At 73.1% G+C, this 12,945-nt stretch carries 13 protein-coding genes and 1 pseudogene; 9 read left to right on the top strand and 5 right to left on the bottom strand.

Annotation, left to right across the window (positions count from 1 at the left end; all coding sequences use genetic code 11):
• Positions 1-7: 7 nt before the first annotated feature.
• The 3 genes from ACTHMS_RS17695 (at position 8) to ACTHMS_RS17685 (ending at position 3,438) form a co-directional block, all read left to right on the top strand.
• Entirely contained in the window at positions 8-1,429 is a 1,422-nt protein-coding gene (locus ACTHMS_RS17695) for a uroporphyrinogen-III synthase (protein WP_440307978.1), read from the top strand.
• Positions 1,430-1,532: 103 nt separating this feature from the next.
• Entirely contained in the window at positions 1,533-2,528 is a 996-nt protein-coding gene (gene hemB / locus ACTHMS_RS17690) for a porphobilinogen synthase (protein ID WP_440307977.1), read from the top strand.
• Positions 2,529-2,541: 13 nt separating this feature from the next.
• Positions 2,542-3,438, top strand: a complete 897-nt coding sequence (locus ACTHMS_RS17685; RefSeq protein ID WP_440307976.1) for a GNAT family N-acetyltransferase — start codon at positions 2,542-2,544, stop codon at positions 3,436-3,438.
• 28 nt (positions 3,439-3,466) lie between these two features.
• Here the strand turns inward: ACTHMS_RS17685 and ACTHMS_RS17680 are convergent, their stop codons facing one another.
• The 3 genes from ACTHMS_RS17680 to ACTHMS_RS17670 are packed head-to-tail and all read right to left on the bottom strand — an operon-like array spanning position 3,467 to position 5,483.
• A complete protein-coding gene (locus ACTHMS_RS17680; protein WP_440307975.1) occupies positions 3,467-4,228 on the bottom strand; it encodes a 3-hydroxyacyl-CoA dehydrogenase in 762 nt (253 codons plus the stop codon).
• Between the two features lie 32 nt (positions 4,229-4,260).
• Positions 4,261-5,094: a hypothetical protein gene (locus ACTHMS_RS17675; protein ID WP_440307974.1), complete on the bottom strand. Its 834-nt coding sequence runs from the start codon at positions 5,092-5,094 to the stop codon at positions 4,261-4,263.
• Positions 5,091-5,483: a YciI family protein gene (locus ACTHMS_RS17670; protein ID WP_440307973.1), complete on the bottom strand. Its 393-nt coding sequence runs from the start codon at positions 5,481-5,483 to the stop codon at positions 5,091-5,093. Before ACTHMS_RS17670 ends, ACTHMS_RS17675 begins: the two co-directional genes overlap by 4 nt.
• Positions 5,484-5,500: 17 nt before the next feature.
• Between ACTHMS_RS17670 and hemL the strand changes: the two genes are divergently transcribed.
• Positions 5,501-6,826, top strand: a complete 1,326-nt coding sequence (hemL, locus tag ACTHMS_RS17665) for a glutamate-1-semialdehyde 2,1-aminomutase (protein ID WP_440307972.1) — start codon at positions 5,501-5,503, stop codon at positions 6,824-6,826.
• A 71-nt stretch (positions 6,827-6,897) separates the two neighbouring features.
• On the opposite strand, the gene ACTHMS_RS17660 is transcribed toward hemL, so the two are convergent.
• Positions 6,898-7,686, bottom strand: coding sequence for a maleylpyruvate isomerase family mycothiol-dependent enzyme (locus ACTHMS_RS17660; protein WP_440307971.1), 789 nt, complete (start codon positions 7,684-7,686; stop codon positions 6,898-6,900).
• Between the two features lie 119 nt (positions 7,687-7,805).
• Here ACTHMS_RS17660 and ACTHMS_RS17655 point away from each other — a divergent pair, with 119 nt between their 5' ends.
• The 5 genes from ACTHMS_RS17655 (at position 7,806) to ccsB (ending at position 12,488) form a co-directional block, all read left to right on the top strand.
• Positions 7,806-8,444, top strand: a complete 639-nt coding sequence (locus ACTHMS_RS17655; protein ID WP_440307970.1) for a histidine phosphatase family protein — start codon at positions 7,806-7,808, stop codon at positions 8,442-8,444.
• A gap of 101 nt (positions 8,445-8,545) precedes the next feature.
• Positions 8,546-9,124, top strand: coding sequence for a TlpA family protein disulfide reductase (locus ACTHMS_RS17650; RefSeq protein WP_440307969.1), 579 nt, complete (start codon positions 8,546-8,548; stop codon positions 9,122-9,124).
• Positions 9,121-9,879: a cytochrome c biogenesis CcdA family protein gene (locus ACTHMS_RS17645; protein ID WP_440307968.1), complete on the top strand. Its 759-nt coding sequence runs from the start codon at positions 9,121-9,123 to the stop codon at positions 9,877-9,879. The genes ACTHMS_RS17650 and ACTHMS_RS17645 overlap by 4 nt, the downstream gene beginning before the upstream one ends.
• On the top strand, positions 9,876-11,420 hold the full coding sequence (gene resB, locus ACTHMS_RS17640; protein WP_440307967.1) for a cytochrome c biogenesis protein ResB: 1,545 nt from the start codon (positions 9,876-9,878) through the stop codon (positions 11,418-11,420). The genes ACTHMS_RS17645 and resB overlap by 4 nt, the downstream gene beginning before the upstream one ends.
• A 75-nt stretch (positions 11,421-11,495) precedes the next feature.
• Positions 11,496-12,488: a c-type cytochrome biogenesis protein CcsB gene (gene ccsB, locus ACTHMS_RS17635; RefSeq protein WP_440307966.1), complete on the top strand. Its 993-nt coding sequence runs from the start codon at positions 11,496-11,498 to the stop codon at positions 12,486-12,488.
• 50 nt (positions 12,489-12,538) lie between these two features.
• On the opposite strand, the pseudogene ACTHMS_RS17630 reads toward ccsB, so the two are convergent.
• Positions 12,539-12,945: pseudogene (locus tag ACTHMS_RS17630) on the bottom strand (glycosyl transferase); the annotation flags it as partial.

Below are 12,945 nucleotides of genomic sequence, written 5' to 3'. Positions count from 1 at the left end.
CCCAGGGGTGCCGCAGGCCATCGTCGGGCTCGCGCCCGTCGCGGCGACCGCGCCGTCGAGCGCCGCTGCCGACACGGCCAAGACGCTCGTCACCGAGGCGAAGAACGGCGCGTCGGTCGTCCGTGTCCTCGCGGGTGACCCCTTCACCGACGACGACGCGGTGAAGGAGGCGCTGGCGATCGGCAAGACCGCCGTGCCGTTCGAGGTCGTGCCGGGCATCCCGCTGGGCGAGGGCACGGCGAGCTACGCCGGCGTCCCGATCGGTGGGCTGTACACCGCGGCGACGATCGACGACGTGCACAACGCCGACTACGACGCCCTGTCGCACGCCCCGGGCACGCTGGTCATCACCGTCGACGCCCACGACGTGCAGACCGTCGGCGAGCAGCTGGTGGTCAACGGCATGAAGCCCGAGACGCCGGTGACGGTGTCGTGCAACGGGACGACCACCGCGCAGCAGACCGTCGGCGGCCAGCTCGGCGACCTCGAGTTCATCGCGGTCGGCATGACCGGCCCGCTCGTCGTCACCGTCGGCAAGGCGGCCGCCAACCGCGAGAAGCTCGCGTGGTGGGAGTCGCGCGCGCTCTACGGCTGGAAGGTGCTCGTGCCGCGCACCAAGGAGCAGGCGGGCGCGATGAGCGACCGGCTGCGCTCGCACGGCGCGGTGCCGGTCGAGGTGCCGACCATCGCCGTCGAGCCGCCGCGCACCCCGACCCAGATGGAGCGCGCGATCAAGGGTCTGGTGACCGGCCGCTACGAGTGGATCGTCTTCACCTCGACCAACGCCGTGCGCGCGGTGCGCGAGAAGTTCGAGGAGTTCGGCCTCGACGCCCGCGCCTTCGCCGGCGTCAAGATCGCCTGCGTCGGCGAGGCCACGGCCGAGGCCGTGCGTGCCTTCGGCATCAACCCCGAGCTGCTGCCCTCGGGCGAGCAGAGCTCGGAGGGGCTGCTCGCCGACTTCCCGCCGTACGACAGCGTGCTCGACCCGATCGACCGGGTGCTGCTGCCGCGCGCCGACATCGCCACCGAGACCCTCGCCGCCGGCCTGCGCCAGCTCGGCTGGGAGATCGACGACGTGACCGCGTACCGGACGGTGCGGGCGGCCCCGCCGGCCGCCGAGATCCGCGACGCGATCAAGTCCGGCGGCTTCCAGGCCGTCTGCTTCACGTCGTCGTCGACGGTGCGCAACCTCGTCGGCATCGCCGGCAAGCCGCACGCCCGCACCGTCGTCGCGTGCATCGGCCCGCAGACCGCGGCGACCGCGATCGAGTTCGGCCTGCGCGTCGACGTGCAGCCCGAGTCGGCCACGGTGCCGGCCCTGGTCGACGCCCTCGCGACCTTCGCCGTCGAGCGCGCCGCCGCCGAGAAGGAGAAGGCCGCGGCGGCCGCGGCGAAGAAGGCCGCCCGCTCGAGCTCGCGGCGGCGCTGACGCCCGCCTCGGCCGACATCTCGATGATCTCGGGGAAACCCCGGCTCTGACCTGGGTCTTCCCGAGATCATCGGGTGTTTGGGCGGCGGAGGATGATGGACGCATGACGCTGCCCGAACTCCCGGCGTTCCCCGTCCACCGTCCGCGGCGGCTGCGCGCGACGCCCGCGCTGCGCCGGCTCGTGTCGGACATCGCGGTGCGGCCGAGCGACCTCGTGCTGCCGATGTTCGTGCGCGAGGGGGCCGACGAACCGACACCGATCTCGTCCATGCCGGGCGTGGTGCAGCACAGCCTCGAGTCGCTGACGAAGGCGGCGGTCGAGGCCACCGAGCGCGGTGTCGGCGGGCTGATGCTCTTCGGCGTGCCCGAGACGAAGGACGCGACCGCGACCGGCGCCGACGACCCCGACGGCATCCTCAACGTCGCGCTGCGCCGGCTGCGCGACGAGCTCGGGGACGCGACGGTGCTGATGGGCGACCTCTGCCTCGACGAGTTCACCGACCACGGCCACTGCGGCGTGCTCGACGAGTCCGGCCGCGTCGACAACGACGCGACGCTGCTGCGGTACGCGTCGATGGGGCTCGCGCAGGCCGAGGCCGGCGCCCACCTCGTCGGCACCAGCGGGATGATGGACGGCCAGGTCGGCGTCGTCCGCTCGGCGCTCGACGACGCCGGACACACGGACGTCGGCATCCTCGGCTACGCGCCGAAGTACGCGTCCGGCTTCTACGGCCCGTTCCGCGAGGCCGTGAACTCGTCGCTGCAGGGCGACCGCAACACCTACCAGCAGGACCCGACGCGCACCGTGCGCGAGGCGCTGAACGAGGTCGCGCTCGACATCGCCGAGGGCGCGGACATCGTCATGGTGAAGCCGGCGCTGCCGTACCTCGACGTGCTGCGCGCGGTGGCCGACGCCTCGCCGGTGCCGGTGGCGGCGTACCAGATCAGCGGCGAGTTCGCGATGGTCGAGGCGGCGGCCGAGCGCGGCTGGCTCGACCGTGAGCGCGTGATCGCCGAGACGCTGACGTCGATCAAGCGGGCCGGCGCGAGCATGATCCTGACCTACTGGGCGAGCGAGGTCGCCGGGTGGCGGCTGTGACCTTGGGTCGTCGTTGAGCTACCGCGAGACGCCGCGCGGCTACCTGGCCTCGCTGCTGATCGTGGCGGTGCTCGCCGTCGGGTTCGCGATCGACGCGTCGCTGGGTGGCGCCCGGGCGCACCTGCTGGGCTGGCTGCTCGCCACCGCGATCCTGGTCGGCGCCGACCTGCTCGTCACCTATGCGGCGCGGTCGACCCGCACCATCACGCTCACGGCCGACGCGCTGACCGTCGGCGACGACTCGGTGGCACGCGCGGACATCGTCGGTGCCGACAGCGAGATCGACCCGGCGCTGCCGGTGCTGGGGATGAGCCTCACCCGCGACCTGCCGCGCCGGACGCCCGGCCTCACCCTCGCGCTCGCCGACGGCACCGGCGTGGTGGTGCCGACGCGACGGCCCGACCGGCTGACCGCGGCGCTCGGGCTCGACCGCGGGTCGGTCGACATCCGGCCCGCGACGCCCGCCGACCTCGAACTGCTGGACGAGATCGACGACCGGGCCGACACCGTCTTCCGGATCGCGGGCTACGACCTGCCGGATCTCGAGCCGTTCCCCTCCGAGCCGGTGCAGGTGTTCGTCGCCGGCACACCGGCCTTCGGTTTCGTGCAGATCGACGAGGTCGACGGGCTCGCGCACATCCAGGAGGTGGCGGTCGTGCCGGGACGCATGCGCCGGGGCGTCGGCACCGCGCTCGTCGAGGCGGCCTGCGCGTGGGCGCGCGAGCACGGGTACGCCGCGATCACGCTCACGACCTTCGCCGAGGTGCCGTGGAACGGGCCGTTCTACACGCGGCTCGGGTTCCGGGTCGTGCCCGAGGGTGAGCTCGGGCCGCGGCTCGCCGCCCGTCGTGCGCACGAGCGGCCGATCGAGGTCGTCGGCCCGCGAGTGGCGATGCGCCGCGACCTCTGACCGGCCGGCGCGGTCGGGTGATGAGCGATCAGCGCGGGGCCATGCGGATCGCGCCGTCGAGACGGATCGTCTCGCCGTTGAGCATCGGGTTCTCGACGATGTGCTGCACGAGCGCGGCGAACTCGCTCGGGTCGCCGAGGCGGGACGGGTGCGGCACCTGGGCGCCGAGTGAGGCACGGGCTTCGTCCGGCAGGCCCATCAGCATCGGGGTGAGGAACAGTCCCGGCGCGATGGTCATGACGCGGATCTTCTTGTCGGCGAGGTCGCGGGCGATCGGCAGCGTCATGCCGACGACGCCGCCCTTCGACGCCGAGTAGGCGGCCTGCCCGATCTGGCCGTCGAAGGCGGCGACCGAGGCGGTGTTGACGATGACGCCGCGCTCGCCGTCGACCTCGTCGGCCCGCAGGATGCGCTCGGCCGCGAGCCGGATGACGTTGAACGTGCCGATCAGGTTCACGTTGACGACGGCGGCGAACTGCTCGAGCGGCAGCACGCCCTGCTTGCCGATCACCCGGCCGGCCCAGCCGACGCCGGCACAGTTCACCGCGATGCGCACGTCGCCGAGCTCGGCCGCGACGTCGAGCGCGGCGGTGATGTCGGCCTCGCTGGTGACGTCGGCCGGCGCGAAGCGGACGTCGGCACCGAGCTCGGCCGCCTGCTCGGCGCCGGGCGAGTTCGGCAGGTCGATCAGCACGACCTTGGCGCCGCCGGCGAGCAACCGCCGTGCGGCGGCGTTGCCCAGACCGGACGCGCCACCGGTGACGACGGCGACGGAACCTGCGAGCTGCATGGATGTCCTCCTCGGGGACGGAGCGGATGGGGTCAGGCGTCGGCGATGCGCTTGGCGACCGCGGTGACGGCGGCCTGCACGACCGCTGCCGGCACCGGCGCGCCGATGCCCACCCACTGGACGGTGCCGGTGAGCTGCTTGCCGGTGATGAAGGCGGCGCCGAGGCGGATGGTGATGTGTTGCGAGCCCGCCGTCGCGACGATCGTGCCGTCGGCGGTGGCGACGACGTTGCCGCTGCCGGCACCGGCGGGCGTCAGCTTCACGTCGACCCGGTCGAGCGTCGTGCCCGCCGGCAGCTGCGCGGCGAGCGCGTCGCGGATCTGCTGCTGGTAGCAGCTGTTCGTCCTCGGCTGGTTCAGCAGCGCGACGTTGGCGTCGACGGCGTCCTGCGTGCGCCACGCGGTGACGTCGGACGACAGCTGGCTCTGCCCCGACTCGAACTCCTCGGAGTCGGCGCGGCCGACGCGGTCGGCCGAGGTGTCGGCGCCCGTGCCGACGCATGCGACGAGCTTGCGCTGCTCGGCCTGGTCCTGCGCCTGGTTGTCGGTGCGCGGCGTGCCCTTCCACCCGGACGGCAGGTCCGAGGCCTGCAGCACCAGCCCCTGCAGGTCGGCGGCCGGCGCGGACGAGCTCGGCGCCGACGAGGGCGCGCCGGGTGCTGACGACGGCGGCGTCGAGACGGGGGTCGAGGACGACGGACCCGATGCGGCCGAGCTCGCGGGCGGCGAGCTGGGCGCGCCCGCGCCGGAACCGGTGCCGCTGGTGGAGCTCGAACAGGCCGCGACGAGCGCGAGCGCGCCGGCGGCCGCGAGCTGCAGGCCGTGCCGCGGGCGTGGCCGACCGCGGCGGGGGACCGACGACGTCATCGGGCCATGACCACACGCCACGGGCGCACCGTGACGTCGAGCAGCCCGGACGCGACGGCGCGGTCGTCCTCGGTTGCGAGGCGGGTCGCCTCCTCGAGGTCGTCGACCTCGATGACGGTGATGCCGTCGCCCGAGCCGTCGTCGATCGGCCCGGCGGCGATGAGCTGGCCGGCGTCGACGCGGCGCTTGAGGAACGCGAAGTGCTCGGCGATGCCGGGCTGGTCGAAGACGCTCTCGCCGTCGGGGACGGCGGCGCCGGGTGTGTGCAGCAGGGCGAACCAGGACGTCATGGTGATGCCTCCTCGGTGACCGGTCGTGCCGGGCACGGCCGGTGTGCTGGGTCGGAGCAGTGTGATGGCGTCGGTGACGGCGGCGGCCGCGGTGCCCACCCTGCCAGACTGGTTCCATGTCCGATGCGCCGATCTCCGCCGAGCTGTTCCGCCGTGCCCAGGCCGTCATCCCGGGCGGTGTGAACTCGCCGGTGCGGGCGTTCCGGGCGGTCGGTGGCACACCGCGGTTCATGGTGAGCGGGCGCGGGCCCTACCTCGTCGACGCCGACGGCGTGCAGTACGTCGACCTCGTCTCGTCGTGGGGGCCGATGATCCTCGGCCATGCCCACCCGGCCGTCGTGTCCGCTGTGCAGGAGGCCGCGGCGTCCGGCCTGTCGTTCGGCACGCCGACGGAGCGCGAGGTCGAGCTGGCCGAGGAGATCATCGGACGCATCGCGCCGGTGCAGCAGGTGCGGCTGGTCAACTCGGGGACCGAGGCGACGATGTCGGCGATCCGGCTCGCCCGCGGCTTCACCGGGCGCCAGCGGGTCATCAAGTTCGCCGGTTGCTACCACGGCCACGTCGACGCGCTGCTGGCCGCCGCCGGCTCGGGCGTCGTGACGCTCGGCCTGCCGGACACCCCCGGCGTCACCGGTGCCCAGACTGCCGAGACCATCGTGCTGCCCTACAACGATCTGGATGCCGTGCGCGCCTGCTTCGCCGAGTACGGCGACCAGATCGCGTGCGTCATCACCGAGGCGGCTGCGGGCAACATGGGCGCGGTGCCGCCGCACGAGGGGTTCAACGCCGGCCTGCGCGAGATCACCCGCGAGCACGGCGCGCTGCTGATCATGGACGAGGTGATGACCGGCTTCCGCGTGACGCGCGCCGGTTGGTACGGCCTCGACCCGGTCGACGCCGACCTCTTCACCTACGGCAAGGTCATGTCGGGCGGGCTGCCGGCCGCCGCCTTCGGTGGCCGCGCGGACGTCATGGCGCGGCTCGCACCGGCCGGCCCGGTCTACCAGGCCGGCACGCTGTCGGGGAACCCGGTCGCCGTCGCCGCCGGGCTCGCGACGCTGCGCACCGCCGACGCCGAGACCTACGCGGCGCTCGACCGCCACGCCGAGACGATCGGCAAGCTGGCGAGCGACGCGCTGACCGAGGCGGGCGTAGCGCATCGGCTGCAGTACGCCGGATCGATGTTCTCGATCTTCTTCACCGCCGACCCGGTCACCGACTTCGCCGGCGCGCAGGCGGCCGAGACGTTCCGCTACCGCCCCTTCTTCCACGCGATGCTCGACGCCGGCGTCTATCTGCCGCCGTCGGCGTTCGAGGCCTGGTTCGTCAACGCCGCGCTCGACGACGAGGCCATCGGTCGCATCGCCGACGCCCTGCCCGTCGCAGCCCGGGCCGCCGCGGCGGCGGAGCCGGACGCGCCGGTGGCGCCGTCGATGGCCTGACCCGCGCACGTAGCCCCCGGTGCGGCCCATCTGCCGCCTCGGACGTGGGCCGCACCAGGGGTCCGGCGGGGTCATCCGACGCCGCGCGCGGCCGCGGCGACGAGCGTCGCCAGCGCGGCGTCGTCGCCCTTGACGGTGAGCGACCCGAGGCCGCGCCGCCCCCAGAGCCAGACCGCGAGCTCCTCGGCCCGCCCGCGCACCTCGACGTCCGCGCCGCCCGTGGCCGGCGCGTCGGCGAGCCGCGCGAACGGCTCACCCGCATAGGTGCGGCTCGTGTCGGGGCTGGTGCCACCCCATCGGCCGGTGCGCACCCACCAGGCGTCGCCGGTGTCGGTGGCGCGGACGCACACGAGCCCGGGGTCGTCCACCTGCCCGGCCCACGGCGGCACCTCGCCGAGCACGTGCGTCAGCAGCACCGTGATGCCGTCGGCGGCCAGTGCGGGATCGACCGGGCTCACCTGATCGGTGATCCACTCGGCGTCCAGTCGGTGCACCATCGCCTCGTGCGCCTGGAAGCGGCGCGGGAAGGCGACGGTGCCGTCGGCGGCCCACGTCCAGATCGGGGTGTCCGGCGGCGTGCTGCGCAGCGCGTCGACCAGCTCGGCGGTCGCCCGGCCGGACAGCGCGAGCAGCTCGGCCCAGTCGTCCGGGCGCGCCGGGCGGGCCGCGTCCGCCTCGTCGGGCGCCTGCAGCCGCCGGGCGACGACCCGCGCCCAGAACGACTGCACCTCGATCAGGTGCCAGAGCAGGTCGGCGGCCGTCCAGTCCGGACACGACGGCACCCGCGCGGCGGGGTCGACGGCGCGCAGCGCGGCGCGGAAGCGGTCGGACTCGGTGACGACGGCGGCGAGGTGATCCACGGCGCGGAGGCTACGACCGACCACCGACAACATCCCCGCCCCGATCACGAACCCCCTGGTGTGGCCCATTCCCCGCCCCGGAAACGGGCCACACCGGGGGGTTCGAGGTGTCTGGGACGATGGGCGCCGTGACGACGACGGTCCATCTGCTGCGCCACGGCGAGGTCTTCAACCCCGACGGCGTGCTCTACGGCCGGCTGCCCGGCTTCCGGCTCAGCGACCTCGGCGTCGAGCAGGCGAAGCTCGCGGCGCAGTGGTTCACCGGTAAGGATGTCGGCCTGCTGGTCGCGTCCCCGCTGCAGCGCGCCCAGGAGACTGCCGTCCCGCTCGCCGAGGTGACCGGGCTGCCGATCACGACCGATGACCGGCTCGTCGAGGCCGCCAACAACCTCGAGGGACGCCAGGTGGCGGGGGGCAAGAACCTGTTCCGCGACCCGCGGATGTGGGTGAACTACCGCAACCCGTTCCGGCCCTCGTGGGGCGAGCCGTATCAGGAGATCGCCGACCGCATGCTCGCCGCCGTGCGGGCCGCGGCCGCCGCCACCCCGCACGGCGACGCGGTGTGCGTCAGCCACCAGCTGCCGATCGTCATGGCCGCGCGGGCGGCGCTCGGGCAGCACCTGTTCCACGACCCGCGGCGCCGCCGGTGCGCGCTGGCCTCGGTGACCTCGCTCGTGCTCGACGGCGACCGCGTCACCGAGGTGCACTACGTCGAACCGGCCGCGGTGCTGCCGTCCGGGCACGGCACCGGCGCCTGACCGCGACGGGCCGCCGGCCGCCCGGCGCCGAACCCGTGCAGTAGGTAACGAGGGCTGAGGGTCACAGGCGCACGGCTCCGTCGTCCAGCACACTGGAGGGGATGAAAGCCGTGCGCGCGTGCCTACTGACCGTGCTGTGCGCCGTCCTGTCGCTGACGGCCTGCACGGGGTCGAACGCTGTCGACCAGACGGCCGGCGGCGACTTCCGGTTCGTGACGCTGAACCCCGTCGGGAAGACGATCCCCGAGGGCTCGCGCAAGAAGGCCGCGGACATCAGCGGCACGCTGCTCGACGGCGGGACGTACCAGCTGTCGGAGGCCGCGGGCAAGGTCGTCGTCCTCAACTTCTGGGCGTCGTGGTGCGGACCGTGCCAGGTCGAGTCGCCGCAGTACGACCTGATGTACCGGCAGAACCGCGACAAGGGCATCACCTTTGTCGGCATCGACATCAAGGACGACAAGAGCTCGGCGCAGTCCTTCGTGCATGACTTCAAGATCACCTACCCGATCCTGTACGACGAGCCGGGACGCACGGCGCTCGAGCTGGGGCACCTGCCGACCGGGGGCCTGCCCGTCACGATGGTGCTCGACAAGCAGCACCGGGTCGCCGCGGTCTACGCGCAGAAGCTCACCGCCGGTGACCTGCAGCCCGTGCTCGACCGCCTCGCGCAGGAGCAGTGACGGTGCTGCTCGCGTCCTCGCTCGGCGACACGGTGACCAGCGGCCCGCTGCTCGCGGCCGCCGGCGTCGCGGCGCTGGTGGGCGTGGTCGGCTTCCTGTCGCCGTGCGTGCTGCCGCTCGTGCCGGGCTACCTGTCCTACGTCGCGGGGCTCTCGGGGGCGGGGCAGCGGCCCTCGCAGAAGCGGATGGTCGCCGGCGCCGCACTGTTCGTGCTCGGCTTCTCGGTCATCTTCGTCGCGCAGGGCGCGCTGTTCGGGGCGCTGGGCGAGTCGATCAACTCGCACCGCACCACGATCGAGCGCGTGCTCGGCGTCGTCACGATCCTGATGGGGCTGGTGTTCCTGGGCTTCATCAGCGCGGCGCAGCGCGAGTTCAAGGTGCACAAAGTGCCCGCGGCGGGCCTGCTCGGCGCGCCGCTGCTCGGAGCAGCGTTCGGGCTGGCGTGGTCGCCGTGCCTGACCCCGACGTTCGGGGCGGTCTACTCGCTGTCCTACACGCAGGGGACGCTCGGGCGGGGCGCCTTCCTCACCGCCTGCTACTGCCACGGCCTCGGCATCCCCTTCCTGCTCGTCGCGCTCGGGTTCGGCTGGATGTCGAGCGCCCTGGCCTTCCTGCGCCGGCACATGGGCGCGGTGTCGCGGGTCGGCGGTGTGCTGCTCGTGCTCATCGGGGTGCTGCTCGTGACCGGGCAGTGGGACCACTGGATGAACGAGCTGCGGGCGAACGTCGGCGACAGTGCGGGGGTCTCCATATGACCCGCGTGCTCGTGCCGGTGCGGCAGGCGTGGCGCACGCTGACGTCGATGCGCACGGCGCTCGTGCTGCTGTTCCTGCTCGCGCTCGCGGCGGTGCCCGGCTCACTGTTGCCTCAACGCCCGTTGAACCCGGACAAGACGACGGCGTACATCAAGTCGCACGGTGCCTGGGGGCGGTTCCTCGACAGCATCGGCGCCTTCGACGTCTTCGGCTCGATCTGGTTCTCGGCGATCTACCTGCTGCTGTTCGTGTCGCTGATCGGCTGCCTCGTGCCGCGCATCGGGGTGCACGCCCGGGCGCTGCGCCGCGCGCCGCTCGCCGCGCCGAAGAACCTCGACCGCCTGCCCGAGCACGCCTCGTTCACCACCGGTGGCGACCCCGCGACCTACGCCGACGCGGCCCGCGCGGTGCTCGGCCGGCGGTGGCGGGTCGTGCGGCGGCAGGACGCGTCCGGGGCGGTCACCCTGTCGGCCGAGAAGGGCTACAGCCGCGAGACCGGCAACCTGCTGTTCCACGTCGCGCTGCTCGTGTCGCTGGTGCTCATCGCGATCGGCCGGCTCTACAGCTACCAGGGCAGCCGCATCGTCGTGGCCGGGCCCGACAACGGCTTCTGCAACGCGATCATCAACTACGACTCGTGGAAGCCCGGACGCTTCGCCGCCGAGGGCAAGATCGCGCCGGCGCCGTTCTGCATCGACGAGGTCTCGAAGTTCACCGCCGACTACACGCCCACCGGCGAGCCCGAGCAGTTCAAGGCCGACATCGTCTACAGCCGCACGCCGAACGCCACGCCGCAGCGCGGGGCGATCACGGTGAACCACCCGCTGCGGCTCGAGGGCGACCGCGTCTACCTCATCGGCCACGGCTTCGCGCCCGAGGTCACGATCCGCATGCCGGACGGCTCGGTGCAGCACAAGACCGCGGTCTTCGCCCCGACCAACGCCTCGACCCTCTACAGCGAGGGTGTCGTCAAGGCGCAGGGCAAGGAGGCCGCGAAGCAGGACGTCGGCCTGCAGGGCTTCTTCGCGCCGACCCCGCAGGAGACGTCGCCCGGTGTCTTCACGTCCACCTCGCCGAAGGTCGACGACCCGGTGCTCGGCCTGTTCGTCTACGTCGGCGACCTCAACACCAATGGCCTGCCGCAGTCGGTGTACACGCTGGACACCTCGAAGATGAAGCGGGTCGGCGCGGTGAACCTACGGATCGGGCAGTCGAAGACCTTCGCGAACGGCGTCAGCGTCACCTTCGACGGCTGGCAGCCGTGGGTGTCGTTGCAGGTGTCCCACGACCCGGTGCAGGGCTACCTGCTGTTCAGCGCGCTGGCGATGGTGCTCGGCCTGCTGGCCTCGCTCGGGGTGCGCCGCCGCCGGGTCTGGCTGCGGATGACCGGCGACGGCGCCTCGCCTACGGTGGTGCAGGTGGGCGGCCTGGCCCGCAGCGACTCCGGCAACTTCACCGCGGAGTTCGAGGCGCTGCTCGACCGGCTGCGGGCGGCCGCGACGCCGTCCGGCGAACTGGTGACGACGGGCGGACGACCGTGAGGGCGTCCGGGCACGAAGTGATGCATGACGGGGCGCCGCGGGCACGCGGGCACCGACGGGGAACGAGGAGCTGAGTTGTCCGGCATCAACGGGTCGATGGCCCACCTGTCCGACACGCTGTTCACGACGGCGATCGCCGTGTACGCGCTCGCCGCGGTCGGGTTCACCGCCGAGTACTCCTTCGGACGCCGCGAGCTGCGCGCCGGGTCGAGGACGGTGCGCGCGCGCGAACTGGTCGGCGCCGGTGGCCCGCCGGTGAGCGAGCCGGTGGCACCTGCCGCACCGGTGTCGTCCGAGCGCGGGTCGTTCGGCGACCGCATCGGCCGCTTCTCGGTCGCGGTCGTCGTCATCGGCGCGATCGTGCACGCCGCCTCGATCGCGGTGCGTGGCATCGCCGTCGACGCCGTGCCGTGGTCGAACATGTACGAGTTCGCCAACGTCGCCGGCCTGGTCGGCGTGATCGCCTTCCTCGGCGTCGTGTGGAAGGCCCCCGGCATCCGCCGCCTCGGCGGCTTCATCCTGCTGCCGGCGATCGTGCTGATGTTCCTGGCGGGCACGGTCTGGTACTCGCAGGCCGCCCCGCTGGTGCCCGCCCTGCGGTCGTACTGGCTGGCCATCCACGTGACGCTCGCCGCCGTGAGCGAGGGCGCGCTCATGACCTCGGCCGTGCTCACCGTGCTGTATCTGATCAAGGCCCGCCACGACAAGAAGCCGGGCACGGGCACCCTCGCCCGCCTCGCCGAGCGGCTGCCCGCCGCGACCGCCCTCGACAAGGCCGCCTACCGGGTCGTCGCGTTCTCCTTCCCGCTCTACACGGTCGCCATCATCTGCGGCGCGATCTGGGCCGAGGCCGCCTGGGGTCGCTACTGGGGCTGGGACCCCAAGGAGACCTGGGCCTTCATCGTCTGGGTCGTCTACGCCGGCTACCTGCACGCCCGCGCCACGGCCGGGTGGAAGGGCAACAAGGCGGCCTACGTGAACCTGCTCGGGTTCTTCTCCATCACCTTCAACTTCCTCGTCGTCAACATCGTGGTCTCGGGCCTGCACTCGTACGCCGGCCTGTCCTGACCCGTGATCGACACCCGTTCGAGCCGCCGCTGACCGGCGCGGCCGGGTGATCAGGTGAGGTCGTAGACGGTCGTGCCGCCGATGGTGGTCGCGGTGAAGTGCGCCGTGACCCACTGCTGGATGGCGTAGGCCGTCGACGTGCTCGCCGAGGTCGAGCCGATGAAGCCGCTGCTGTTCAGCACGTAGTAGTGCACCCGCTTCGCTGCGACGAGCGCCTGGAAGTCGGCCAGGCTGATCGCCGGATCCGTGCCGTTGTAGCCGCCGAGCGCCATGACCGACGTGCCGGACGCAAGCTCGAGCGACGCCGCCTCGTTGTCGCTCGTCGTGGCGGCCGACCACGTCGTGCCGGCGCTGCGCAGGGCCGTCGCCAGCGCGCGGTCGGCGGTTCTCGCCCCACCGAGGCCGCCCGGCCCGCCGGCCCCGCCAGCCCCCCCCCCGCCCGGGCCCCCCCCCCGGC

It is taken from the genome of Jatrophihabitans sp., from assembly GCF_051960575.1.
GTDB lineage: Bacteria > Actinomycetota > Actinomycetes > Mycobacteriales > Jatrophihabitantaceae > JBQCEE01.
Note: the sequence above shows the minus strand (reverse complement) of the source record. Positions and strands in the feature narration are given on the sequence as shown.